The 23,824-nt window shown below is 65.5% G+C and carries 17 protein-coding genes and 2 riboswitches; of the genes, 8 read left to right on the top strand and 9 right to left on the bottom strand.

Features of this window, described 5'->3' with window-relative positions; translation table 11 throughout:
• Positions 1-263: 263 nt before the first annotated feature.
• Positions 264-680: a hypothetical protein gene (locus ACVOLO_RS07050; protein WP_481569537.1), complete on the bottom strand. Its 417-nt coding sequence runs from the start codon at positions 678-680 to the stop codon at positions 264-266.
• Between the two features lie 71 nt (positions 681-751).
• On the bottom strand, positions 752-1,972 hold the full coding sequence (locus tag ACVOLO_RS07045; protein WP_481569536.1) for a multidrug effflux MFS transporter: 1,221 nt from the start codon (positions 1,970-1,972) through the stop codon (positions 752-754).
• A gap of 333 nt (positions 1,973-2,305) precedes the next feature.
• Positions 2,306-2,414, top strand: a riboswitch (glycine riboswitch).
• A gap of 105 nt (positions 2,415-2,519) precedes the next feature.
• Between ACVOLO_RS07045 and gcvP the strand changes: the two genes are divergently transcribed.
• On the top strand, positions 2,520-5,384 hold the full coding sequence (gene gcvP / locus ACVOLO_RS07040) for an aminomethyl-transferring glycine dehydrogenase (protein ID WP_481569535.1): 2,865 nt from the start codon (positions 2,520-2,522) through the stop codon (positions 5,382-5,384).
• A 502-nt stretch (positions 5,385-5,886) separates the two neighbouring features.
• Here gcvP and ACVOLO_RS07035 read toward each other — a convergent pair.
• Positions 5,887-6,486, bottom strand: a complete 600-nt coding sequence (locus ACVOLO_RS07035; protein ID WP_481569534.1) for a nitroreductase family protein — start codon at positions 6,484-6,486, stop codon at positions 5,887-5,889.
• A gap of 462 nt (positions 6,487-6,948) precedes the next feature.
• On the opposite strand from ACVOLO_RS07035, the gene ACVOLO_RS07030 reads away from it, so the two are divergent.
• Positions 6,949-7,770 (top strand): class I SAM-dependent methyltransferase, encoded by an 822-nt coding sequence (locus ACVOLO_RS07030; protein WP_481569533.1) that lies wholly within the window; start codon positions 6,949-6,951, stop codon positions 7,768-7,770.
• Here the strand turns inward: ACVOLO_RS07030 and ACVOLO_RS07025 are convergent.
• The 3 genes from ACVOLO_RS07025 to olsF are packed head-to-tail and all read right to left on the bottom strand — an operon-like array spanning position 7,764 to position 11,384.
• A complete protein-coding gene (locus tag ACVOLO_RS07025) occupies positions 7,764-8,822 on the bottom strand; it encodes a metal-dependent hydrolase (RefSeq protein WP_481569532.1) in 1,059 nt (352 codons plus the stop codon). The genes ACVOLO_RS07030 and ACVOLO_RS07025 overlap by 7 nt on opposite strands.
• A gap of 37 nt (positions 8,823-8,859) precedes the next feature.
• Entirely contained in the window at positions 8,860-9,675 is an 816-nt protein-coding gene (locus ACVOLO_RS07020; RefSeq protein WP_481569531.1) for a UDP-2,3-diacylglucosamine diphosphatase, read from the bottom strand.
• The gene (olsF, locus tag ACVOLO_RS07015; protein WP_481569530.1) at positions 9,672-11,384 is read right to left on the bottom strand and encodes a bifunctional ornithine lipid synthase OlsF; all 1,713 of its coding nucleotides are present in this window, start codon (positions 11,382-11,384) and stop codon (positions 9,672-9,674) included. Before olsF ends, ACVOLO_RS07020 begins: the two co-directional genes overlap by 4 nt.
• Positions 11,385-11,578: 194 nt before the next feature.
• Here olsF and metK point away from each other — a divergent pair, with 194 nt between their 5' ends.
• On the top strand, positions 11,579-12,814 hold the full coding sequence (gene metK, locus ACVOLO_RS07010; protein WP_481569529.1) for a methionine adenosyltransferase: 1,236 nt from the start codon (positions 11,579-11,581) through the stop codon (positions 12,812-12,814).
• A 291-nt stretch (positions 12,815-13,105) separates the two neighbouring features.
• Here the strand turns inward: metK and ACVOLO_RS07005 are convergent, their stop codons facing one another.
• Complete coding sequence (locus ACVOLO_RS07005; RefSeq protein WP_481569528.1) at positions 13,106-13,234, bottom strand: hypothetical protein; 129 nt, start codon at positions 13,232-13,234, stop codon at positions 13,106-13,108.
• 152 nt (positions 13,235-13,386) lie between these two features.
• On the opposite strand from ACVOLO_RS07005, the gene ACVOLO_RS07000 reads away from it, so the two are divergent.
• The 4 genes from ACVOLO_RS07000 to ACVOLO_RS06985 all read left to right on the top strand — a co-directional run bounded on the left by ACVOLO_RS07000 (position 13,387) and on the right by ACVOLO_RS06985 (position 16,278).
• Entirely contained in the window at positions 13,387-14,010 is a 624-nt protein-coding gene (locus ACVOLO_RS07000) for a CDP-alcohol phosphatidyltransferase family protein (RefSeq protein WP_481569527.1), read from the top strand.
• On the top strand, positions 14,010-14,603 hold the full coding sequence (locus tag ACVOLO_RS06995) for a lysophospholipid acyltransferase family protein (protein WP_481569526.1): 594 nt from the start codon (positions 14,010-14,012) through the stop codon (positions 14,601-14,603). The genes ACVOLO_RS07000 and ACVOLO_RS06995 overlap by 1 nt, the downstream gene beginning before the upstream one ends.
• Before the next feature lie 77 nt (positions 14,604-14,680).
• Complete coding sequence (locus tag ACVOLO_RS06990) at positions 14,681-15,583, top strand: phosphatidate cytidylyltransferase (protein WP_481569556.1); 903 nt, start codon at positions 14,681-14,683, stop codon at positions 15,581-15,583.
• 188 nt (positions 15,584-15,771) lie between these two features.
• Positions 15,772-16,278, top strand: a complete 507-nt coding sequence (locus ACVOLO_RS06985) for an acyl-CoA thioesterase (RefSeq protein ID WP_481569525.1) — start codon at positions 15,772-15,774, stop codon at positions 16,276-16,278.
• A gap of 94 nt (positions 16,279-16,372) precedes the next feature.
• On the opposite strand, the gene ppc is transcribed toward ACVOLO_RS06985, so the two are convergent.
• Both ppc and ACVOLO_RS06975 read right to left on the bottom strand, forming a co-directional pair.
• Positions 16,373-19,084, bottom strand: coding sequence for a phosphoenolpyruvate carboxylase (gene ppc, locus ACVOLO_RS06980; protein WP_481569524.1), 2,712 nt, complete (start codon positions 19,082-19,084; stop codon positions 16,373-16,375).
• A gap of 406 nt (positions 19,085-19,490) precedes the next feature.
• Entirely contained in the window at positions 19,491-22,001 is a 2,511-nt protein-coding gene (locus ACVOLO_RS06975) for an alpha/beta hydrolase family protein (protein ID WP_481569523.1), read from the bottom strand.
• A 113-nt stretch (positions 22,002-22,114) separates the two neighbouring features.
• A riboswitch (S-adenosyl-L-homocysteine riboswitch) is annotated at positions 22,115-22,225 on the top strand.
• A 32-nt stretch (positions 22,226-22,257) separates the two neighbouring features.
• Between ACVOLO_RS06975 and ahcY the strand changes: the two genes are divergently transcribed.
• Positions 22,258-23,703 (top strand): adenosylhomocysteinase, encoded by a 1,446-nt coding sequence (ahcY, locus tag ACVOLO_RS06970; RefSeq protein WP_481569522.1) that lies wholly within the window; start codon positions 22,258-22,260, stop codon positions 23,701-23,703.
• The last annotated feature ends 121 nt before the right edge of the window (positions 23,704-23,824 follow it).

The raw sequence follows: 23,824 nt of genomic DNA, 5'->3' as shown, positions 1-23,824 counted from the left end.
GGCCCTCCGCAGCCCTGTCCTGGACGCCTTCACTTGCGGCACGCAGCTTCAGACCCCGCACCGTCTGAAACAGAGCCAGGGCAACTCAAAGCGAACTGCACGCTCGCACTGGAACGTAATAACGACCTTGCCATCGCGCATTGGCGCCCTGGGCTGAAGGACTGACGCTTCACACAGGCACGGGGCCGGGCGTGGAGTCTGCACCGGCACAAACAACAAGGGCACCATACGGCGCCCTCGTGTCCTGACCGGCAGCATGCACCTCAGTGCGTCGCCGCCGGGCTGCTTGCCTTGACACCCAGTTCCGCGAGCAGGTTCTGCCTGTAGGTATCGAAGTCGATGCCCTGCTCCGCCACTTCCGCATGCGCGGCATCCTTGAGTGCATCGGAGTACATGAGCCGCACGGGGGTGTCGTTGCGCTCATGCAGCTCGGCAGCGCGCATGATCAGCGCCAGCACGCGGGCGGCGCTGGTGGTTTCACCGGCGATCTTGCCGTCCATGCCCAGCACCCATTCCCCATCGCGACGGACAATGCCGGCCAGCAGCGTGCGGTGCTGGTCGCGCAGTTCCGCGTGCGGCTCCACCTTTGCCTTTGGCGCCGGATTGGCCTCGGCCTGGTTGCGCTCGCGCTCGGCCAGCTTCTTTTTCGCCTCGCGGCGGCCCTTGGATTGGATCGACATCGTTGAGTGCTCTCTACCGTCGCCGCTGATGGCGGCCTGTCTATTGTCCGCTGACGCGGGTCGTGATGGCGTCAGGACGCTTGTTCAGAACGCTGCGCACGCTGGCTCAGGCGCTCCCATTTCCACATGCCCCAGCTTCCAAGCCCGAACAGGCCTGCGCCGATGGCCAGCAGCAGCCCGCTCTGGCTGAGCAGCGGCGACAACACGCCGGCGATGATGGAGTTGGTCAGCAGCGTGCTGAAGGCCTGCATCGACGAGGCCGTACCGCGCTGGCGTGGGTACATGTCCAGGATCGCCAGGCTCAGGATCGGGAAGATCAACGCCACCCCGAACGAGGTCAGCGGCAACGACAACACCGCCCACGGCACGCTCATCTGCGGCGCCAGCGCGTTGTAGCCGACGTTGTAGAGCGTGGCCACCGCGATGCAGGCATAGCCGATGCGCACCGCGCGCGGGCCATCGATGCGACCTGCCGCGCGGCCCGAGGCATAGGCGCCCAGGGCCATGCCGCCGATGGTGGGAATGAACAACCAGGCGAACTGGCGCTCGTTCAAATGCAGCAGGTCCAGGATGAACGCCGGCGCCGAGGCGATGTAGAGGAACAAGCCACCAAAGCCGAACGAGCCCGCCGCGGCCAGCCGCAGGAAACGCGGGCTGCTGGCAATGCTGACGTAATCGCGCAGCAGACGTGCCGGGTGCAGTGACAGACGCGCATGCCGCGGATGGGTTTCGGGCAGCCACAGCTGGGTGATCAGCAGCAAGGCACTGGAGAAGGCAATCAGGAACCAGAAAATGCCCTGCCAGTTGCTCCAGCCCAGCAGCCAGCCGCCGATGATCGGGGCGATGGCCGGGGCAATGGAGAAGATCATCGACACCTGGCTCATCAGCCGTTGCGCGTCGTCACCGTCATACAGATCGCGGATGACCGCGCGGCCGATGATGTAACCCACGCCCGCCGACAGGCCCTGCAGCGCGCGGAAGAACAGCAGCGTTGCCATGTCAGTGGCCAGCGCGCAGCCCACCGAGGCGCCGATGAACACCACCAGCCCGCCGATGATCACCACCTTGCGGCCCAGTGCATCGGACAGCGCGCCATGCACCAGGCTCATCAAGGCATAGGCCAGCAGATAGACGCTGATGACCTGCTGCATCGCCAGCTTGTCAGCGCCCATATCGGCGCCGATCTGCGGAAATGCCGGGAATACGGCGTCAATCGCGAACGGGCCGAACATCGACAACCCGCCGACCAGCACGGCGATGCGGCGCAGCGAAACCTGTTTGCTAGCTTCCATGAGTTCCTGTGAAACAACGTGCGACGGCACCTGCACCGAGCGGGCGCAGGTGGGAAAACGAAAATGAACAGGGCCGGAAACCTGCGGCAGGGGCGGCCAAGACGGGTCGATTCATCCGGACGTTCAGCCGCTTCAGCCAGCGGTTCCGGTACCCCGGCCACCATGCGTGCGCCGCGCGGTACTCAAACCGGGACGCAGATGGTAATCCAAGCCGGTGCGCAGGTCTGCCCCGGGCTATAATCGCGCCGCTGCACGCAACACGGTGGGAGAAGCGGTTCACCCCGCTGCCGAAGGCGCAAACGCCCGTAAATCGCTCAGGCCCGATACCACCTGCATCAAAACTCTGGAGAGACCGGTTCATTCCGGCGCCGAAGGTGCACGAAGCGCACGATCCTCGTCGCGTGGCTTCCAAACTCTCAGGCAAAAGGACAGAGGGGCGCGAGGTAAGCCACCGGCTTGCCGGCTGCGGTGTCGCGTGCGCGGCACCCGGACGGCAGCGGGGCTGACCTGGCTCACCCGCCCTGCATGCCTTCTCCGGACGTCAGCCATGACCCATAACATCCCTTCGCTGCGCGAACTCGAACACAACTCGGCGTTCGTTGACCGCCACATCGGCCCCAACGACGCTGAAATCGCGCAGATGCTGCGCACCGTTGGCCATGATTCGCTGGAATCGCTCACCGATGCCATCGTGCCGGGCTCGATCAAGTCGCCGGCACCGCTGGCACTGCCCGAATCGCTGACCGAAGTGGACGCACTGGCCAAGATCCGCACCATTGCCGACAAGAACAAGGTGCTGCGCAGCTTCATCGGCCAGGGCTATTACGGCACCCACACGCCGAACGTGATCCTGCGCAACATCCTGGAAAACCCGGCGTGGTACACGGCCTACACGCCGTACCAGGCCGAGATTTCGCAGGGCCGCATGGAAGCGCTGATCAACTTCCAGACCATGGTCGCCGACCTGACCGGCATGGAAATCGCCAACGCCTCGCTGCTGGACGAAGCCACCGCCGCGGCCGAAGCGATGACCCTGGCCAAGCGTTCGGCCAAGTCCAAGTCCAAGACCTTCTTCGTGCACGACGCCGTGCACCCGCAGACGCTGGAACTGCTGCGCACCCGCGCCGAGCCGATGGGCATCGAACTGCAGATCGGCACCCCGGCTGAAGCGCTGACCGCCGATTCGTTCGGCCTGCTGCTGCAGTACCCGGACAGCCTGGGCCAGATCGGCGACTACAAGGCGCTGGTTGATGCGGTGCATGCGCGCCAGGGCCTGGTCGCCGTGGCCACCGACCTGCTGGCGCTGACCCTGATCGCCGCGCCCGGCGAATGGGGCGCGGACATCGTGGTCGGCAACAGCCAGCGTTTCGGCGTGCCGTTCGGTTTCGGTGGCCCGCATGCCGCCTTCATGGCCTGCCGCGATGCCTACAAGCGTTCGATGCCGGGCCGTTTGATCGGTGTGTCGGTCGATGCCGAAGGCAAGGCCGCGTACCGCCTCACCCTGCAGACCCGCGAGCAGCATATCCGCCGCGAGAAGGCCACCTCCAACATCTGTACCGCACAGGTGCTGCTGGCGGTGATGGCCTCGATGTACGCCGTCTACCACGGCCCGCAGGGGCTGCAGCGCATCGCCCGCCGCACCCACCGCCTGGCCGCGATCCTCGCCGCCGCACTGCGTGGCAAGGGCGTGGCGGTCGGCAACGACTTCTTCGACACCCTGCACATCACCGGCGTTGACTCGGCCGCACTGAAGGCCAAGTCCGAAGCGGCCGGCATCAACCTGCGCATCATTGACGCCGGCTCGGTCGGCATCAGCCTGGACGAAACCGCCACCCGTGCCGACATCGTCGCGCTGGGCCAGCTGTTCGGCGCCACGGTCGATGTGGACGCACTGGACGCCAGCACCGCCGACGCGCTGCCGAAGAGCCTGCTGCGCACCAGCGAGTTCCTGGCCCACCCGGTGTTCAACACGCACCACAGCGAGCACGAGATGCTGCGCTACCTGCGTTCGCTGGCCGACAAGGACCTGGCGATGGATCGCACCATGATCCCGCTGGGCAGCTGCACCATGAAGCTCAACGCCACCGCCGAGATGATCCCGGTAACCTGGCCGGAATTTGCCAACATCCATCCGCTGGTGCCGGCTGACCAGGCGCAGGGCTACAAGGAACTGATCGACGGCCTGGAAGCGATGCTGGTCGAATGCACCGGCTACGACGCAGTGAGCCTGCAGCCGAACTCCGGCGCACAGGGCGAGTACGCCGGCCTGCTGGCCATCCGCGCGTATCACCAGTCGCGTGGCGAAGGCCATCGCGACATCTGCCTGATTCCGGATTCGGCGCACGGCACCAACCCGGCCTCGGCACAGATGTGCGGCATGACCGTGGTCGTCACCAAGACCGACGCCAATGGCAACGTTGACGTGGATGACATCCGCCTCAACGCCGAGAAGTACAGCAGCCGCCTGGCCGCGATCATGATGACCTACCCGTCCACGCACGGCGTGTTCGAGGAAGAGGTCGTCGAGATCTGCGAGATCATCCACAAGCACGGCGGCCAGGTGTACACCGACGGTGCCAACATGAACGCCCTGGTTGGCGTGGCCAAGCCCGGCAAGTGGGGCTCGGACGTGTCGCACCTGAACCTGCACAAGACCTTCTGCATCCCGCACGGCGGCGGCGGCCCGGGCGTTGGCCCGTGTGCGGTCAAGTCGCACCTGGCGCCGTTCCTGCCGGGCAAGCTGGGTGACAACGGCCCGGTGGGCATGGTCAGCGCGGCCAGCTTCGGCAGCGCCTCGATCCTGCCGATCAGCTGGATGTACATCACCCTGATGGGCACCGCCGGCCTGCGCAAGGCCACCCAGGTGGCACTGCTCAACGCCAACTACATCGCCAAGCGCCTGGCCCCGCACTACAAGACGCTGTACACCGGCCGCAATGGCCTGGTGGCACACGAGTGCATCCTCGACGTGCGCCCGCTGGAGAAGACCTCCGGCATCGGCGCCGAGGACGTGGCCAAGCGCCTGATCGACTTCGGCTTCCACGCCCCGACCCTGAGCTTCCCGGTTGCCGGCACGCTGATGGTGGAGCCGACCGAAAGCGAATCGCAGCACGAGCTGGACCGTTTCATCGACGCGATGATCCAGATCCGCGAAGAAATCCAGGCCATCGAAGACGGCCGCCTGGACAGCGAGGACAACCCGCTCAAGAACGCACCGCACACTGCCGGTGCGGTGTCGGCCAGCGAGTGGACCCACGCTTACCCGCGCGAACTGGCCGCCTTCCCGCTGCCGTCGCTGAAGCTGCAGAAGTACTGGCCGCCGGTGGCACGCGTGGACAACGTGTACGGCGACAAGAACATCATGTGCGCCTGTATTCCGGTGGATGCCTACAAGGAAGATGTGGAAGCCTGACTGGCCCTGCGCGTCAACTGAGTGCTGATTGAAGAAAAGCCAGCCGGTGCGAACCGGCTGGCTTTTTTGTGGGTTTGAAGCGGCTGATGCCGACATTTCAAATTTGCCTGGGGCCGAATCGCGTTCGGCAGGTTTCTTTATTCGTGGAAGCGGCATCTTGCTGCAAAGCGCCCTCTCCCCAACCCCTCCCCCGCAAGGGGAGAGGGGCTTTGCCCACTGCAAGTTCAAGCATCGCTGGCAATTGCAGCTTGTTAGAGCCCCTCCCCTCGCGGGACGAAGAGGAGCGTTTGCGAACCATTGGTTCGCGATCCGATGAGTGCCCTTGCGTCAACGCAAGGGCCGGGGCGCGGAGCGGGGGTTGGGGAGAGGGGGAATGTTTCAACCCTCGAAGTCCGGCCACCTCACCACAAAAAAAACCCGCCAGCAAAGCTGGCGGGCGGGTGTGGCTGCTACACGGCGCGCGGGGGAGAGAGTCGCGCCGGTGCCGATCAAACAAACACGATCAGCCAAACACCTTGAAACGGGCTTCATCTCCCACGTAGGCCTTTTCGCCGAAAGCGCCCTCGTTGGAGCCGAACGGCATCTGCGCACGCAGGGTCCAGCTGGCCGGCACGCCCCAGGCTTCACGCACGGTTTCGTCCACCAGCGGGTTGTAGTGCTGCAGGCTGGCACCGATGTCGGCATCGGCCAGTGCCGTCCACACCGCGAACTGCGCCATGCCGTTGGACTGCTCGGCCCAGATCGGGAAGTTGTCGGCGTACAGCGTGAACTGCTCCTGCAGGCCCTTCACCACGTCGGTATCGATGAAGAACAGCACCGTGCCTGCACCCGCGGCGAAGCTGTCGATCTTCTTCTCGGTGCCAGCGAACGCATCGGCCGGGACGATCTTGCGCAGTTCATCCTTGGCACGGCTCCAGAACTTCTGGCTCTCGGCGCCGAACAGGATCACCGCACGCGAGGACTGCGCGTTGAAGGCCGACGGCGCTTCGCGCACGGCCTGCTTGATCAGGTGGGTGGTGTCGTTCTGGCCGATCGGCAGGTTTTTGCCGAGCGCGTACTGGGAACGACGCTTCTTGTACAGGGAGATGGCTTGGCTGCTCATGATCATTTCCTTAAAGGGAAGTAGGCCGGCGACACCGCCGATCCGTCTTGTTGGCGGCCATTCTATTTGCCAGCAAAATCAGAACAATCACTCAAAACCCAATAAATCGTTTCATTTTCAGAACAAATCGCACAGCACGATGCGCCGGTGCTGCCGTAGGAGCGGCTTCAGCCGCGAAACCAGGCATGCATCGCCCTTCGCACAACCAGCAATCGCACGCGTTCCCTGCTTCGCAGCTGCCCGTGCCACCAGGCAGCGTCGACGGACGGCCGCCCAGGGTCTCAATCGCCTTGATTCCATCCGCTTCGCAGCTCAAAACCACGGGCTATCAGCCGCAAACCGGCGCGAATGCCCGCCCCGCAAGGATTGCCGCCCACACCGCAATGCTGGGTTCCCGGATTGCATGCGCTGCGGTAACAGCCGCTGGCGATACTTCCCTGATTCCTGCAGGACGCAGTCCCCATGACGCTCAACGACTTCCCTTACCTGCATGGCTTCTCCGCCAACGAGCAGGCCCGGTTGCGCAAACAGGCGCGCCTGTTTGAACCGGCCATCTTTCACGACGTCGATTTCTGCAATGCACGCCACGTGCTGGAAGTCGGCAGCGGCGTCGGCGCCCAGACCGAAATCCTGCTGCGCCGCTTCCCTGACCTGCGCGTCACCGGCATTGACCTCAACGAACGCCAGCTCGCCGCCGCCAACGCGCACATGGCGCAGACGCCGTGGCTGCGCGAACGCTGCGAGTTCCAGCGTGCCGACGCCACCGACCTGCCGTTCGAGCCACGCAGCTTCGACGGCGCCTTCCTGTGCTGGGTGCTGGAACACGTGCCCTCGCCGGCCCGCGCCCTGGCCGAAGTACGCCGCGTGCTCAGCCCCGGCTCGCCGGTGTTTGTCACCGAAGTGATGAACGCCTCGTTCCTGCTCGACCCGTACTCGCCCAATCTGTGGCGCTACTGGATGGCCTTCAACGATTTCCAGATCGACAGCGGCGGCGACCCGTTTGTCGGTGCCAAGCTGGGCAACCTGCTGCTGGGCGGTGGCTTCCGTGACGTGCAGACACAGACCAAGACCGTGCACCTGGACAACCGCGAGCCGGCCCGGCGCAAGGTGATGTTCGCGCTGTGGGAGGAACTGCTGCTGTCAGCGGCCGACCAGTTGCTGGACGCCGGCAAGGTGGACGCGGCAACCGTGGAGGGCATGCGCCGGGAGTTCGACCAGGTACAGAACGACCCCAATGCAGTGTTCTTTTATTCCTTCGTGCAGGCCAGCGCCACGGTCTACTGAGTGCTGACGGCGGCAGCCGTGCCCTCGGGCGCGCGCCATATGCGTTGCCACATCTGCGCCAGCCGCTGCTTGAGAATGTCGCGGTTGCCGGCCTCACGGTACGCCGGCACCTGCTGGCGCGGGGCGATGGCCTGCCACTGGCCGCCCTGCTCGGCGGCCACGGCGAAGTTGAAGTTGTAGTCCGGCTCCAGCCCCATGCGCAGGTCGCTGAGCACCAGCTCGCCGTCCTGCACCTGGGCCCGCATGAAGCCGTGGTTGAACCATTGCAGCCGCTGTACCGCCGGGATCTCCCCGGCCTGGCGCAACGCCTGCACGTTCGACGGATAACCCTGGAACTGCATCGGCCCCTGGTCGGCCCACAACGAACGGTCGCCCACCACATAGCCTTGCGGTGTCATCGCCACCACGCGCCACAGCAAGGTGTTGAACGGCATCGGCACCGAGAAGCGTGGCGCTTCCCCCAGGCCCATCGCCGCCAGCGCCTGATCGGCTGCACGGTCCACCTGCGCCTTGGCCAGCAGCGACCAGCCCAGGTAACCCGTGCTCAACACCAGCCCGAGTACCAGCGCCCGTTGCGCCACCGGCCGTGCGCGGGCGAACCAGGCCACCGCACAGCCCAGCAGCAGCCACACCGTATACAAGGGGTCGATGATGAAGACGCTGGACCACATGGTCGGCGGCGGCATCAGCGGCCACCACAGCTGCGTGCCGTAAACCGTGAAGGCATCCAGCAGCGGATGGGTGACCAGCGCCAGCACCATCGCCCACCACCAGCGGCCCGGCGTCGCAGCCACTCGGCCATGGCCGAAGCGCTTGTACAGCCACCAGATCAGCGTGCCCAGCAACGGCAGCACGAACAGCGAATGGCTGAAACTCCGATGCACCGTCATCAGGCTCACCGGGTTGTCGGTGAACGCCATGATCAGCAGCCCATCGAGGTCCGGCAAGGTGGCCAGCGCCGCGCCGGCCAGCAAGGCCGCACGCCGATGGGCGGCCGGGGTGATGGCGGCGGCGATGGCGCCGCCAAGAACGATCTGACTAAGGGAATCCATGCGCCGATGCTAGCAAGCAGCCGCGCCGGCTGCTGGCTCAGGCCGCCTGTGCCGGCCGTTGCGGCGCGAGGCCAACAGGCGCCAGGCAGGCCAGGCTGCGCCCACCATGGTCGAGCAGACGCAGGCTGCCATCCGGGTCCTCGGCCAACGCGGTCAGGCTTTCCACCCAATCGCCGTCGTTGGCATAGACCAGGCCATCGCGCTCGACCAGCGCCGCGCGATGGATATGGCCGCAGACGATGCCGTCCAGCCCGCGCCGGCGCACATCGGCCAGCCCCGCCTGCACGAAACGCTCGATATAGCGCTCGGCCGCACCGCTCTGCCGCTTGAGGAACTCTGACAACGACCAGTAGCGCATGCCCAACCGCCGCCGCACCGCATTGAACAGGCGGTTGCCGGTGAGGATGCGGTAGTACAGCCAGTCGCCGAAGCGCTCCTGCAGTCCACCGAAATGGGTGGCGCCGTCGTAGTCGTCGCCATGCACCACCAGCCGGCGACGGCCATCAACGGTCGTATGGATGGCACGACGACGCACCTGCATGGCCGGCAGCATCAGCCCGCAGGTGCGGCGCAGCGGCGCATCGTGATTGCCGGGGATGTAGATGATTTCGGTGCCGGCACGACGCAGCGCATGCAGCGCCTCGATCACCTCGTTGTGCGCCTGCTGCCAGGTCGCGCGCTTGTGCGCCAGCCACCACAGATCAACGATGTCGCCGACCAGATACAGACGCTCGCAGCGCAGGCTGCCGAGGAAACGCGCCAGCTCGGCGGCATGGCAATGGCGCGCGCCCAGATGTGTGTCGGAGATGAACACTGCGCGCCGGTGCGGCGGCAGCACCGGCACCGCGCTCATGCCACTGCTCCGGCATCGCGCAGATAGCGTTTGCGCTTGTGCGGGCGGATGGCCTGCAGGTCCACCTCGATCAGCCCATCGATGGAATCGCTGAAATCCGGGTCCACCCCAAAGGCCAGAAAGCGCGCGCCGCCCGGTTCGCACAGGTCGGTGTACTGCCGATACAAGGTCGGCACGCTGGTGCCCAGCGTCGCCAGATTGGCCTTGAGCACGTCGAACGCCGCCTGCGCGTCCAGTCCGCCGAAGCTCGGCGGCGCGGCGAAGTACTGGAAGGGCCGGTTCGACTCGGCCAGGCTGCGGGCGGCGCCGTAGTACTGCTGGTAATAGGCCACCAGTTGCTCGCGCGCCTCGCGCGGCAACGCAGCGCTGATCGACACCGCGCCGAACAGGTAGCGCACGCACGGCTGGCTGGCGAGGTAGGCGCCGATGCCCTGCCACAGGTAGTCCAGGCTACGGCTGCCCCAGTAGTCGGGCACCACGAAGCTGCGGCCCAGCTCCAAGCCCTCGGCGATGCGCGGTATCGCGTCGTCCGAATAGCGGAACAGGCCGGCGGTATACAGCCCCTGCAGGCCGCTGCGGGCCAGCGCCGTTGCCCCGCGCATCACCCGGTAGGCGCCTGCAATGCGCTGGGCCGGCGCATCCCAGACCACGATGTGCTGGTAATGCGGGTCGAAGTCATCCAGATCACGGCTGCGGCCGGTGCCCTCACCCACTTCGCGGAACGTCAGCTCACGCAGCCGGCCCAGCTCCAGCAGCAGCGGTGAATCGGCGGCGCAGCGGGCCAGGCGGATCTGCTTGCCGTCGCCGGTCTGGCCCAGCAGTTCCGCCGCCTCGATGGCCTCCGCCAACTGTGCCGCTGGCAGCGGCGCGGCCAGTGGCTGCGGGCGCTGCACTGCCGCCCCTGTGGTCTGCGCTGCCGTGCCCAGCGCGTACAAGGCATCGCGCACCGCCTGCAGTTGCTGGCCGGGTTCCTGTTGCGGGTCCAACTGCATCAGCTGGCCAATCTGCAGCCGCAGCGGGCGTTTGCGGCGGGCGAACATCTCCCGCGCCAGCAGCGCCGTGCCAGCCGGCTTGAACATCGCCGAGGCGCCGTAGAACAGGGCCGAGTTGCGCGCCTGTACCCGTACCGGCAGCACCGGCGCCTGGCAGGCCCGGGCAAACCTGACAAAACCGCGGTTCCAGCGGCCATCGCGGATGCCCTGCAGCGACAGCCGCGAGACCTCCCCGGCCGGGAACACGATCACGCATTGCTCGGCCTGCAGCGCCTGTTCCACCGCCTGCAGGCTGGCCCGCTGTGCGCGGCCGCCGAGGATGCGGACCGGCAACAGCAGTTCACGCAGCGGCTCCAGCTCCAGCAGCATGTCGTTGGCGATGATCCGCACATCGCCGCGCACCTTGCCCACCGCATCCAGCAGGGCCAGCGCATCCAGCGCGCCGGAAGGATGGTTGGCGACGATCAGCAGCCGGCCCGTTGTCGGAATACGGGCCAGTGCCGTCGGCTCCACTGCGTAGGCGGCGTCCAGGAATCCCAGCGCGGCACTGACGAAGGCGAAGCCCTGCAGCCCGGCACTGCGCTGCAGGAAGGCGTCCATCTGCGCAAAACGCGACCAATGCCCAACAGTACGCAGCAACGGCCGGGCCAGGTGGCCACGCGGCCCGTGGAACCAGCCGGGGTAGCGCTGCTGCAGGCGATGCTCGATCCGATGCATGGCAAGGTCTCCCTGACGGCCCATTGGCCGGGAGCCTGCGCCCACCACAAGGCAGGCCGGTTGCGGATTTGCGGCAATTTGGTGACCCCGCCTTAACCGTATGGCAACAGCCGTATTGGCACTATTCCGTCAAGGTGCCGTCCGTGTATCATGCGCGCCCATCTTTCCATCCGAATCAAGGGATATATAGCCCGATGTCCAGCTACCTGTTCACCTCCGAATCGGTCTCCGAAGGCCATCCGGACAAGATTGCCGACCAGATCTCCGATGCGGTGCTGGACGCAATCCTGACCCAGGACAAGCGCGCCCGCGTTGCCTGCGAAACCCTGGTCAAGACCGGCGCGGCCATCGTGGCCGGCGAAGTCACCACCTCGGCGTGGGTCGACATCGAAGAACTGACCCGCAACGTGATCAACGCGATCGGCTACGACAACTCCAATGTCGGCTTCGACGGTCACACCTGCGCCATCATCAACATGCTTGGCAAGCAGTCCCCGGACATTGCTGCCGGCGTTGACGGCACCGACAAGAAGGCCAAGAAGCCGGAAGAACAGGGCGCTGGCGACCAGGGCCTGATGTTCGGCTACGCCTGCAACGAAGCCCCGGAGTTCATGCCGGCGCCGATCTACTACTCGCACCGCCTGGTCGAGCAGCAGGCCAAGATCCGCAAGAAGAAGAACTCGCCGCTGCCGTGGCTGCGCCCGGACGCCAAGAGCCAGGTCACCCTGCGCTACGGCCAGGACGGCAAGATCGAAGGCCTGGACGCTGTGGTTCTGTCCACCCAGCACGACCCGGGCGTGAAGCAGAAGGACCTGGTCGAGGCCGTGCGCGAGCACATCCTCAAGCCGGTGCTGCCGAAGGCATGGCTGGACAAGCTGCCGAAGAACAAGGTGCACATCAACCCGACCGGCATCTTCGTGATTGGCGGCCCGGTGGGCGACTGCGGCCTGACCGGCCGCAAGATCATCGTCGACACCTACGGCGGCATGGCCCGTCACGGTGGCGGTGCGTTCTCGGGCAAGGATCCGTCCAAGGTTGACCGTTCGGCCGCTTACGCTGCCCGTTACGTCGCCAAGAACGTGGTTGCCGCCGGCCTGGCCGACAAGTGCGAAGTGCAGGTCTCCTACGCCATCGGCGTGGCCGAGCCGACCTCGATCTCGGTCACCACCTTCGGCACCGGCAAGATTCCGGACGCACAGATCGAGAAGCTGATCCGCGGCCACTTCGACCTGCGCCCGTACGGCATCATCAAGATGCTGGACCTGATCCACCCGATGTACCAGCAGACCGCTGCCTATGGCCACTTCGGCCGCAAGCCGAAGGAATTCTCGTACGTCGACGGCGACGGCAAGACCCAGAACGCGACCGCCTTCTCCTGGGAGAAGACTGACCGCGCCGAAGCCCTGCGCAAGGCTGCAAAGCTGAAGTAAGGCTGCGAGAGCGTTTGATCGAGAAAGGCCGCCCGCAAGGGCGGCCTTTCTTGTTTTCGGTTTTGGCTCTTGCTTCGGCTTGGGCTTGGGCTTGGGCTTGGGCTTTTGCTTCAGCCCTTCTCCCGCTTGCGGGAGAAGGTGCCCGCAGGGCGGATGAGGGGGCTGTGGCTGTGGTTGGTGCTAAAGCAAATACGATAAGCAAAAGCGATAGGCAAAAGCAGAGCTCCCCTCATCCCAACCCTTCTCCCGCAAGCGGGAGAAGGGCTAAAGCAACTGCAACGGCACCAACAACTACAAAGGCAAAGGCAACTGCACCAGCAACGGCAACCCCAACCGCCACCGCCACAGCCACAACAACAGCCACAACAACAGCACCCGCAACAGCAGCAACAGCCACAGCAACAAGAGCAAAAAAGCCATCGCAGCAGTCCCAGCACTGAAATACCCGTGCGACCGCCCCCCCCGCGCACTCGACACAATCAAAAAGCCAGCCTCCCCGGACAACACCCACCCACCACCCATCTGCCAGCCACTCTGTCCCTCCCCTGCGCCAATGCACTACCATCGCCCGCATGGGAAAGGATGACCGCCGACCAATTGCCGCCCGTTCCACCGGCTGGGCCCGTGCCCTCAGCGCCGCGCTGGCACGCTCTTCCGTTACACCGAACCAGATTTCGGTGCTCAGCATCTTCTTCGCCGCTGGCGCTGCTGCCGCGCTGCTGTACTGGCCGGGTATTCCCGGGCTGATTGCCTGTGCCGTCGGCATCCAGCTGCGGCTGATCTGCAACCTGCTCGACGGCATGGTGGCGATGGAAGGCGGCAAGCAGACCCCCACTGGCGCGCTGTACAACGAATACCCGGATCGCATCGCCGACTCGCTGCTGATCGTCGCCCTTGGCTATGCCGCCGGCCTGCCCTGGCTGGGCTGGCTGGGTGCCCTGCTCGCCGCCTTGACTGCCTATGTGCGCCTGTCCGGTGCCAGCCTCGGCCTGGCGCAGGATTTCCGCGGGCCGATGGCCAAGCAGCACCGCATGTTCGTGCTGACCCTGGCCTGCGTGCTGGCCATCGTCGAACAGCTCACCACGCGCACGGCCCATGTGCTGCCGACCGCAGCGGTGGTCATTGCCGCCGGCTCGTTGCTGACCTGCATTACCCGCACCCGCGCCATCGCCGCGCAACTCAAGGCCCGGTCCTGATGCTCTCAAGCCTGTTGGTCGCCGCCGTCAAAGTCTTCATTGGCGCCTATCCACGCTGGATAGGCAGCCGCCCCACCGACACGCAACGCATCTACTTCGCCAACCACGCCAGCCATCTGGATACGGTGGCGCTGTGGTCGGCGCTGCCGCCGGCGCTGCGCGAACACACCCGCCCGGTCGCCGCGCGCGACTACTGGAGCAAGGGCGTGCGCAAGGTCATCGCCGACAAGGGCTTCAATGCGGTGTTGATCGAGCGTGACCGCAGCAAGTGCGCAGGCGATCCGCTGCAGCCGCTGCACGATGCGCTGGATGCCGGCGATTCACTGATCCTGTTCCCGGAAGGCACACGCAACCACGAGCCGCTGCCGCAACCCTTCAAGGCCGGCCTGTTCCATCTGGCGCAGCAGTACCCGCATGTGGAGCTGGTGCCGGTGTACCTGGACAACGCGCGCCGCGCCCTGCCCAAGGGCAGCATGGTGCCGGTGCCACTGGTGTGCACCGCCCGTTTCGGGGCGCCGCTCAGCCGCATCCCCGATGAGGACAAGGCGCAGTTCCTGGAACGTGCCCGCAACGCCGTGGTGGAACTGGCATGAACAACGTCTTCCAACAATTGCCCCTGGGCAGTTTCCTGCAGCAGGCCATCGACCGTGCCCCGCCCAGTTTCTGGTGGATGATCGGCGGCGTGATCGGTGTGCTGGTACTGGCCAGTGTGATTGGCTTCATCCTGGGCCGGGTCAAACCTGGTTCGGTGGTAGACAACCTCAACGCCCGCATCCGCGCCTGGTGGGTGATGGCCGCGGTGCTGCTGTTCTGCTTCCTGCTGGGCAAGATCGCCACGCTGGTGTTCTTCGGCCTGCTGTCGTTCTTCGCGCTGCGTGAGTTCATTTCGCTTACGCCGACGCGCCGCGGCGACCATCTTGCGCTGTGCCTGTGCTTCTACATCGCCATCCCGCTGCAGTACTGGTTGATCGGCATCGACTGGTACGGCCTGTTCGTGATGTGCATCCCGGTGTATGGCTTCCTCGCGCTACCGGCGATCTCGGCCCTGTCCGGTGACACGGAGAACTTCCTGGAGCGCAACACCAAGATCCAGTGGGGCGTGATGCTCACCGTGTTCTGCCTCAGCCACGCGCCGGCGCTGATGCTGTTGCGCATCCCCGGCTACGAGGGGCAGAACCTGATGCTGTTGTTCTATCTGCTGCTGGTCGTGCAGTTGAGCGACGTGCTGCAGTACGTGTTCGGCAAGCTGTTCGGCAAACACCTGCTTGCCCCCTTGGTCAGCCCGTCCAAAACGGTGGAGGGCCTGATCGGCGGCGGCCTGGCGGCCACCGGCGTCGGCGCGGCACTGTACTGGATCACGCCATTCTCGCCGCTGCAATCGGCCGCACTGTCGCTGCTGATCGTGATCTGCGGCTTCCTGGGCGGGCTGGCGCTGTCAGCGGTGAAGCGCAGCCTTGGCGCCAAGGACTGGGGCGAAATGATCGAAGGCCACGGCGGCATCCTCGACCGGCTGGACTCGGTGGTGTTCTCCGCGCCGGTGTTCTTCCATGTGGTGCGCTACAACTTCCAGTAAGCCAGCTGTAGTGCCGAGCCATGCTCGGCAGAGGCTCTACCGGGAGCGCCCCTTGCCGAGCATGGCTCGGCACTACCAGCAGCCAGATTCCTGATGGTGCCAGCAGATGCTCGGCCCGCTGCAACCCCAGCCAAGCATCACCCGGCACGACGGTGTAGCCTGCCCTTCCCGCAGTTGCACTCGCCGCCATGAACGAACACAAGCACCACCAGTTGTCGATGACCGTGCTGATGACCCCGGAGATGGCCAACTTCTCCGGCAAGGTTCATGGCGGTTCCATCCTGCGCCTGCTCGACCAGGTTGCCTACGCCTGCGCCAGCCGCTATGCCGGCAATTACGTGGTGACGCTTTCCGTGGACCAGGTGATGTTCCGCCAGCCCATTGCGGTGGGTGAGCTGGTTACCTTCCTGGCTTCGGTGAACTACACCGGCACGTCATCGCTGGAAGTGGGCATCAAGGTCGTTGCCGAGGATATCCGCAAGGCCAGCGTGCGCCATGCCAACAGTTGCTTCTTCACCATGGTGGCGGTGGACGATGACGGCAAGCCGACGCCGGTGCCCACGCTGCAACCGGAAACCAGTGACGAAAAACGCCGCTTTGCCGCGGCACAGATCCGCCGCCAACTGCGCCAGGAGATGGAACAGCGGCACCTGGAACTGCTGAAGAGCAATCCCTCGGGTGAAGCGGACTTCTGAAGCCCGCCAGCAGCGGCGCACGCTGCAAAGCTGGCAATGCCTGCAGAGCTACCCCTCCCCTACGCCTTCGGCGCAAGGGAGGGGGTAGCAGCAATCAACCAGTGTTCTGCACGCCTTGCGAGACACCGTTTACGCAGGCGACCAGCGCACGCAGCAGGCCTTCATCCTCCCGCCCGCTGGCACGCCAGCGCTGCAACAGGTCTACCTGCAAAGTGCTGATCGGGTCGATGTAGGGGTTGCGCAGGCGGATCGACAACGCCAGGCGCGGGTCGTGCTCCAACAACTCCTGTTGGCCACTCAGGCGTTTGACCCAATGCGCGGTCAATGCCAGTTCTTCGCGGATCAGCGGGAAAAAGCGCTCGTGCAAGGGGCCCGCCAAACGCGAGAACTGTTCGGCGATATGGATGTCGCCCTTGCTCAACACCATCGACATGTCGTCGAGGAAGGTCTCGAAGAACGGCCAGTCGTGCGCCATCTCGCGCAACAGGGCTTCGTGCCCGGCATCGGCAGCCGCCTGCAGGCCACTGCCCACGCCGAACCAGCCGGGAATCACCGCCCGCGCCTGGCTCCAGGCAAATACCCAGGGAATCGCGCGCAGGTTGCTCAGCGCTGCGTCCTGCCCCAGCCGCCGTGAAGGGCGCGACCCCAGCGTCATCCGCTCGATCACATCAATCGGCGTGGCCTGGCGGAAATAATTCATGAACTCGGCATCGCCGACGAATGCCCGGTACGCATGCGAGCTGCGCTCGGCTACCAGCGCCATGACCGGCTTCCACGATTCCTCACGCGGCTCGGCTTCGCGCGGCCGCAGGCTGGCACGCAGCACCGCACCGGCCGACTGTTCCAGCGAACGCAGCGCCAGCGCGCGGATGCCGTACTTGCGGTGAATGACCTCGCCCTGCTCGGTCACGCGCAGGCGGCCACCGATGCTGCCGCGCGGCGATGCATTCACCGCGTGCGTGGTCTTGGTGCCGCCGCGGCTGATCGAACCACCACGGCCGTGGAAGAACGTCAGCTGCACGCCAAACGCGTTGGCCACCTCCGACAGTTCCACCTGCGCCTGCTGCAGCCCCCAGCGCGACGCGGCAATGCCACCGTCCTTGCCGCTGTCCGAATAACCCAGCATCACCATCTGTACGTCATTGCGTGCGGCCAGGTGCGCGCGATACACCGGGTCGGCCAACAGGTCACGCAGCGTTGCCGTGCCATGCCCGAGGTCATCCACGGTTTCAAACAACGGCGCGATATCCAGCGGCACCGCGTTGCCGGCATCGAGCAAGCCGCCACGCCGCGCCAGTGCCAGCACCGCCAGCACGTCGCCACGGTCATGCGCCATGGAAATGATGTAACTGCCCAATGCATCGGCACCGTGGCGGCGACGTGCATCGGCCAGCGCGGCCAACACCTTGTCCAGGCGTTGGCCTGCCTCATCGGCACCGTTTGCCAGCACGGCCTCGCCGGCTGCATACGGTGCAAGCAACTGCGCGCGTGCAGCGCCGTCCAAGGCATCGAATGCGTCCTGGCCACCCAGCACTTCGGCCAGGGCACGCGAGTGCACCCTCGACTCCTGTCGCACATCCAGGCGGGCCAGATGGAAACCAAACGTGCGCACGCGCCACAGCAGGCGGCGCACCGAGAACCAGCCGGCGTGCTTGCCCTTGTTTGCTTCCAGGCTGTCGAGGATCAGCTGGATGTCACCAATGAACTCTTCTGGCGATGCATACGCACCCGGCGCATCTTCCATCGTGGCCTGCAGGCGTGCGCGCATGCGGTCGTTGAGCAGCCGGTACGGCATGTCGGCATGACGCGGGCGCGATTCAACGTTCGGCAGCAACCGGCGGTATTCGGCCACACGCGCCACGACGGCATCGCTGACGCCCACCAGTTCCGTGGACTGGCTGAGCAGGCTGGCGAGCTTGAGCATGTCCTTGATGTACAGATCCAGCACCGCCGCACGCTGTGCATTCAAGGTGGCGGTGATGGTGCCGGCGTCCACATTGGGGTTGCCGTCCATGTCACCGCCCACCCACGTTCCAAACCGCAGCAGGCGCGGCAACGGCACCGTGCGCCCCCAGGTGTCGCGCAATGCCTGCTCCAGCGATTCATAGAACACCGGGATCACCCGGTACAGCACGCGGGTGAGATAGAAGCCAACATGCTCGCGCTCGTCATCGACCGTGGGCCGCACCGGCGAGGAATCCGTGGTCTGCCACGATGCGGTCAGCGCCATGCGGAAGCGTGCGGCATCGACGGCCTGCTCGCCCGGCGTGCGCTGGCCGTCGAGGTTGTCGACCAGCGAAGCCACCATCAGTTGTTCTTTTTCCAGCAGCGCGCGACGCACGGCTTCGGTGGGGTGCGCGGTGAATACCGGCTCGATGTCGATGCGCGGCAACCACTGCGCCAACTCTTCCAGCGACACGCCCTGCGCCTTGAGTGCGAGCAATGCGTCATGCAGGCCATCGGGTTGCGGACGCTTGGTGCCTGCGCGCTGGTAATCCCGGCGGCGCCGAATGCGGTGCACGCGCTCGGCGATGTTCACCACCTGGAAGTAGGTACTGAACGCACGCACCAGAGCCTCGGCTTCACGCGGCGAGCGGCCGGCCAGTTGTGTGCTCAGCGAGAGCAGGGGCGCCTGGCTTTCGCGGCGCGCGATGGCCGCGGTGCGCACGTCCTCGACTTCATCAAGGAAGCCGGGCGAAACCTGCTCGGAAAGAAGATCGCCAACCATCGTGCCAAGGCGACGCACATCGTCGCGCAACGGAAGGTCGGGGGTAGCGAAGACAACGCTGCTGCGGTACTCGTTCATCTAAGACGGAGAGCCTGGAGAGCGGAAACCCGTCAAGCCTACCGCAAAAATCAGCACAATTTTGCAGCGCACCAAATCTGAAACAGTTGCATTTGAATGTTGTCTAGCGCCTGTCCCTCTGGACAGAAACGCATGTTTGATCAGCCAGTTTGTGGACATGCCGAAATGGCTACGCTCCACCTGTAGTGGGGGGGGGGGGGGGGGGGGTTGGGGGGCCGGCGGGGGGGCGGGGGCCCCCCCCCACGACAGATGAGCTGCGAAAGCTACCCCTCCGCAACCCTCCCCTTCGCTACGCGAAAGGGAGGGGGCGCATTGTCGCCATCCACTGCGTGCGAAAAAGCTGTCTTGCCCCTCCCCTTGCGTACGCAGCACGCAGGGGGAGGTTGGGAGGGGATGCTCCTCTTTCTCAGCGCTTCGCTTCGCCGGCCTTCGGTGCGGCCAGCCACTTGTCCAGCCAGTCCTCGCTCTCGGCCAGCATGGTCATGATCGATTCGCGTGCGCGATACGCGTGCGACTCGTTGGGCAACATCACCAGTCGCGAGGTTCCGCCCAGGCCCTTCACCGCGGCGAACATGCGTTCACTCTGGATGGGGAACGTACCGGAATTGTTGTCTTCCTGGCCATGGATGAACAGGATCGGGTCCTTGATCTTGTCCGCATGGTTGAACGGAGACATCTTCAGGTACACGTCCTGCGCCTGCCAGAAATTGCGTTCCTCGGCCTGGAAGCCGAACGGCGTCAAGGTGCGGTTGTACGCACCCGAGCGCGCGATGCCCGCCTTGAACAAGCCCGTGTGCGCCAGCAGGTTGGCGGTCATGAACGCACCGTAGGAATGCCCGCCCACGGCGATGCGTTCGCGATCACCGACGCCGCGCTTGACCACTTCATTCACCGCCGCCTCGGCACTGGCGACCAGTTGCTGGACATAGGTGTCGTTCGGCTCGGCATCGCCCTCGCCGATGATCGGCATGGTCGGGTTGTTGAGCACCACATAACCCTTGGCCAAAAATGCCTGCGGGCCCCAGTAGCTGACCGCGTTGAAACGGTACTTGGAGCCGCTCACCTGGCTGGCGTCTTCGGCGGATTTGAACTCGGCCGGGTACGCCCACATCAGCACCGGGCGCGGACCGTCCTTCTTCGGGTCATAACCCGGCGGCAGCAACAGGTCAGCGGTGAGTTCAACGCCGTCGTTGCGGGTGTAGCGGATCTGCTCCTTCTTCACCCCACGCAGCTGCGGCAGCGGGTGTGCGAAGTGGGTCAGTTCCACCGGCGCTGCATCGGCGCTCAGACCGCGCGCAAACAGGTTGCCCGGGACATCGTTGGATTCGCGGTAGGTGAGGATGCGTGCGTTGCCGCCTTCGATGATCGACAGCGGCATTTCGTAGTACGGCGCCTGCGAATGGAACAGGCGTTCGCTTTGGCCGCTTGCCAGGTTGACGCGGTCCAGGAACGGACGGTCGCCTTCAACCGAAGCACCCTTGCCGATGCGATAGAAGCTGTTGCCGTCGGCACTGAGCTGCAGGCGCGCACGGCCGGCATCATCGGCCTGCAGCACCGGGTCGCCCGGATCCGCATAGCGGTCATCCTCCGAGCGCTCGGACAACAACACCGGCGCCTGCTGCAGATTGTCCGGGCTGATCTTCCACTGCTTCACCTGGCGGCTCTTCCACCAGTATTCGTCCAGCAGGGCGACATCGCCGCTGCTCCAGGTGATGCCCGCATAACGCGAGCCCAGCTGCGCCAGCGTGACCGGCGGCTTCTCGAACGGTGCGGCCTGCATCAGCACCGCGTCGCGGATGGCGGTTTCGCGCGCGGGGTCGCCGCCGTCCTGTGCCTCGGCCCAGACCAGCATGGCCGGTGCATCGGCGCGCCAGCTGATCGATCGCACGCCGGTCGGCACCGCGTCATTGCCGGTCGGCAGGCCATCCACCAACGGCAGCCGGGCGACGGTGTGCACCAGCTTGCCCTGCGCATCCAGCACTTCGATATGGCGCGGGAAACGGCTCACCGGCACCGCATAGGAGAACGGCCGCTCCACGCGCTGGCTGAGCAGGTACTTGCCATCGGGCGAGGACGACAGCCCCAGGAACATTCCCGGCGCCCCCACCGGCGTGGCCTGGCCATTGATTGCAACGCGGACCGGCTGCGCCTTGAGGAAATACTCAAACACGCGCGCGTCGTCTTCGTTCTTCAGCAGATCCTGGTAGGTACGCACCGTGCGCACACCCTGACCGGCGACGGTTTCCTGCACCGCCGGGCCGGCCGGTACGCCCTTGCTTTCCGGCGGCGCTCCCCGCCCCGCCGGGCGCTGCAGCACCAGCAGGGCACCGCTGCCCGGCAGCCAGGCGTAGCCATTGCCGACGATGCTGTTCAGGTTTTCGGCCACGCGGCGGGCGCTGGCTGACTCCACGTCCACCAGCCACAGTTCATTGGCGCCTGTGGCCGGGTTCAACTGATTGAAGGCCAGGTATTTCTGGTCCGGCGACCACGCCAGCGAGGCCACCGACAAGGGCTGCGGCAGGCCACTGATCTGGCGCTCGGCACCGTCGGTGGTGGAAGCCAGCGACAATTTGTTGCCGAACGAGAAGCGGCTGTCCGATACGCTCCTGGGGTTGATCCGCAGGCCGCCGAGCTTCAACTCCGGGGCCGCCACCTGGGCAATGGACGGCAGTGCCGGGGTCTGCAGCAGCGCGGTCAGGTCGCGCCTGGGCGACAGGTACAGGCCGGGCGCACGCGGGGCGTCCACAACGGCCTGCAGTGCCGCCGAAGGCAGGCGATAGCCTTCGCCCTGCTGGGCCGCCTTCTGCGTTGCCGGCGGGGTCAATGCCATCACCGGCGGCACTGCCAGCAGCAGGCCGGCGCACAGCACCAGTACAGCCGAAGCCCGTTTGGCGCGACGGGCGGGGAATGTGTTCATGGCAATCCTCAACAACGGGGCAATTGGCCAACTTAACAATCTCTGTCGCCAATCTCATCTGCCGTTGGTTGGGCCACGGCTGTCACAGCGCTGCCGCGATATAATGCGCGGCCCGTTCCGAGGGGCGCTGCGACCGTTGAATGGCTCCTTCCGCACCTGTCCGTGCGGGCATGCCCACCGGCCAGGCTCGGACGGCTTTCATGCAACAACGGCGCCCGGCGAACGCGAGCCTGCTCGCACCACACCGGAGCTTTGAATGAACGCTGTTGCACAGACCTTCTCGCAGGAAGGTGACTACAAGATCCGCGACATCACCCTGGCCGACTGGGGCCGCAAGGAACTGGATATCGCCGAGCACGAAATGCCGGGCCTGATGTCGATCCGTCGCAAGTACCAGGCCGAGCTGCCGCTCAAGGGCGTGCGCGTGACCGGCTCGCTGCACATGACCATCCAGACCGCAGTGCTGATCGAGACGCTGAAGGACATCGGCGCCGACGTGCGCTGGGCCTCGTGCAACATCTTCTCGACCCAGGACCACGCCGCTGCCGCCATCGCCGCCACCGGCACCCCGGTGTTCGCGTGGAAGGGCGAGTCGCTGGAAGAATATTGGGACTGCACGCTCGACGCGCTGACCTTCACCCTGGCCGACGGCACCCTGACCGGCCCGGAGCTGGTGGTCGACGACGGCGGCGACGTGACCCTGCTGATCCACAAGGGCTATGAGCTGGAAAACGGCAGCAACTGGGTCAACGAGCCGGCGTCCTCGCACGAAGAACAGGTCATCAAGAACCTGCTCAAGCGCGTGGCCACCGAGCGCCCGGGTTACTGGGGCCGTGTGGTCAAGGACTGGAAGGGCGTCTCCGAAGAGACCACCACCGGCGTGCACCGCCTGTACCAGCTGGCCCAGGCCGGCACCCTGCTGATCCCGGCGATCAACGTCAACGACTCGGTCACCAAGAGCAAGTTCGACAACCTGTACGGCTGCCGCGAGTCGCTGGCCGACGGCCTGAAGCGCGCGATGGACGTGATGCTGGCCGGCAAGCTGGCCGTGGTCTGCGGCTACGGCGACGTCGGCAAGGGCTGCGCCGCCTCGCTGCGTGCCTACGGCGCGCGCGTGGTGGTCACCGAGATCGACCCGATCTGCGCACTGCAGGCGGCGATGGAAGGCTTCGAGGTCAACACCATCGAATCCACCCTGGGCCGCGCTGACCTGTACGTCACCACCACCGGCAACAAGGACATCATCCGCATCGAGCACCTGAGCGCGATGAAGGACCAGGCCATCGTCTGCAACATCGGCCACTTCGACAATGAAATCCAGGTCGATGCGCTGGTGGGCTACAAGGGTGTGCAGCACGTCAACATCAAGCCGCAGGTGGACAAGTACATCTTCCCGAACGGCAACGCGATCTTCCTGCTGGCCGAAGGCCGCCTGGTCAACCTGGGCTGCGCCACCGGCCACCCGAGCTTCGTGATGTCCAACTCGTTTGCCAACCAGACCCTGGCACAGATCGACCTGTGGGCGAACAAGGACAGCTACGAGAACAAGGTGTACCTGCTGCCGAAGAAGCTGGACGAAGAAGTGGCCCGCCTGCACCTGGAGAAGATCGGCGTGAAGCTGACCACCCTGACCCAGGAACAGGCCGACTACATCGGCGTGCCGGTGGAAGGCCCGTTCAAGCCGGACCACTACCGCTACTGATCGGCAAAGCATCTGCTTTTGCTCAAGCCCCTCTCCCGTTTACGGGAGAGGGGTTGGGGTGAGGGGCGCCTCAACGCCCACCAAGCCGTAGCGATGAGGAACGCGTCGCCACGCGCCCTGA

The organism is Stenotrophomonas sp. STEN056 (assembly GCF_056759635.1).
The sequence above is the reverse complement of the archived record's forward strand: the minus strand, read 5'-3'. Positions and strand labels throughout refer to the sequence as shown.

Bases quoted from the DNA above. Each gene is read 5' to 3' on its own strand.
- ACVOLO_RS06995 (WP_481569526.1), top strand. From the start codon at position 14,010: ATGCTCTCAAGCCTGTTGGTCGCCGCCGTCAAAGTCTTCATTGGCGCC.
- ppc (WP_481569524.1), bottom strand. From the start codon at position 19,084: ATGAACGAGTACCGCAGCAGCGTTGTCTTCGCTACCCCCGACCTTCCG.
- ACVOLO_RS07050 (WP_481569537.1), bottom strand. From the start codon at position 680: ATGTCGATCCAATCCAAGGGCCGCCGCGAGGCGAAAAAGAAGCTGGCC.
- ACVOLO_RS07020 (WP_481569531.1), bottom strand. From the start codon at position 9,675: ATGAGCGCGGTGCCGGTGCTGCCGCCGCACCGGCGCGCAGTGTTCATC.
- ACVOLO_RS06975 (WP_481569523.1), bottom strand. From the start codon at position 22,001: ATGAACACATTCCCCGCCCGTCGCGCCAAACGGGCTTCGGCTGTACTG.
- ahcY (WP_481569522.1), top strand. From the start codon at position 22,258: ATGAACGCTGTTGCACAGACCTTCTCGCAGGAAGGTGACTACAAGATC.
- ACVOLO_RS06985 (WP_481569525.1), top strand. From the start codon at position 15,772: ATGAACGAACACAAGCACCACCAGTTGTCGATGACCGTGCTGATGACC.
- ACVOLO_RS07045 (WP_481569536.1), bottom strand. From the start codon at position 1,972: ATGGAAGCTAGCAAACAGGTTTCGCTGCGCCGCATCGCCGTGCTGGTC.
- metK (WP_481569529.1), top strand. From the start codon at position 11,579: ATGTCCAGCTACCTGTTCACCTCCGAATCGGTCTCCGAAGGCCATCCG.
- ACVOLO_RS07005 (WP_481569528.1), bottom strand. From the start codon at position 13,234: ATGGCTTTTTTGCTCTTGTTGCTGTGGCTGTTGCTGCTGTTGCGGGTG.
- ACVOLO_RS07000 (WP_481569527.1), top strand. From the start codon at position 13,387: ATGGGAAAGGATGACCGCCGACCAATTGCCGCCCGTTCCACCGGCTGG.
- ACVOLO_RS07025 (WP_481569532.1), bottom strand. From the start codon at position 8,822: ATGGATTCCCTTAGTCAGATCGTTCTTGGCGGCGCCATCGCCGCCGCC.
- olsF (WP_481569530.1), bottom strand. From the start codon at position 11,384: ATGCATCGGATCGAGCATCGCCTGCAGCAGCGCTACCCCGGCTGGTTC.
- ACVOLO_RS06990 (WP_481569556.1), top strand. From the start codon at position 14,681: ATGATCGGCGGCGTGATCGGTGTGCTGGTACTGGCCAGTGTGATTGGC.
- ACVOLO_RS07035 (WP_481569534.1), bottom strand. From the start codon at position 6,486: ATGAGCAGCCAAGCCATCTCCCTGTACAAGAAGCGTCGTTCCCAGTAC.
- ACVOLO_RS07030 (WP_481569533.1), top strand. From the start codon at position 6,949: ATGACGCTCAACGACTTCCCTTACCTGCATGGCTTCTCCGCCAACGAG.
- gcvP (WP_481569535.1), top strand. From the start codon at position 2,520: ATGACCCATAACATCCCTTCGCTGCGCGAACTCGAACACAACTCGGCG.